This window comes from Streptobacillus ratti (assembly GCF_001891165.1).
GTDB classification, from domain to species: domain Bacteria; phylum Fusobacteriota; class Fusobacteriia; order Fusobacteriales; family Leptotrichiaceae; genus Streptobacillus; species Streptobacillus ratti.
This window is the reverse complement of record NZ_LKKW01000080.1, coordinates 1-460: the sequence shown is the minus strand read 5'-3', so window position 1 is coordinate 460 and position 460 is coordinate 1. Positions and strand designations below refer to the sequence as shown.

At 24.6% G+C, this 460-nt stretch carries 1 protein-coding gene; it reads right to left on the bottom strand.

The genetic code is table 11. The features are described 5' to 3' along the window. A partial coding sequence (locus BT993_RS06845) for an urease accessory protein UreH domain-containing protein (protein ID WP_244147570.1) occupies positions 1 to 294 on the bottom strand: 294 nt, incomplete at its 3' end. Positions 295 to 460 lie beyond the last annotated feature (166 nt).

The window sequence follows — 460 nt, the reverse complement described above, 5'->3', positions numbered from 1 at the left end:
TGCAACTATTATTGTAAGTTTATCAAATATCAATAATGTTCCCATTAGTATTATTAATATAGCACTAATTTTTTTGATTACATTCAAGTTTCTTTTAATAAAATTAACTTTTTTAATAAGTTTGTTATAGAACATAGTGAAAACTAAAAAAGGTGTAGAAAAACCTAAAACAAATATCAATAAAAGTATAGCTCCTTGAGTTGCTGTTTCACTATCTCCAGAAAGAAAAAGTACTGCACTTAATATTGGTCCTATACATGGTGTCCAACCTAATGAAAATGTTGCTCCTAACATAAATGATTCTAATCCTGAATGAAGTGGTTAATTACACACTTATACAGAAACTTTTTAAATATTTTGTTACATATGTTTGACAACTAAACAAATTTATTTGAAAATTCAATAAAAATTACTTGACAAAATTTTTTATTTAGTGTAAAATAATTCTTGTCTTGATGGG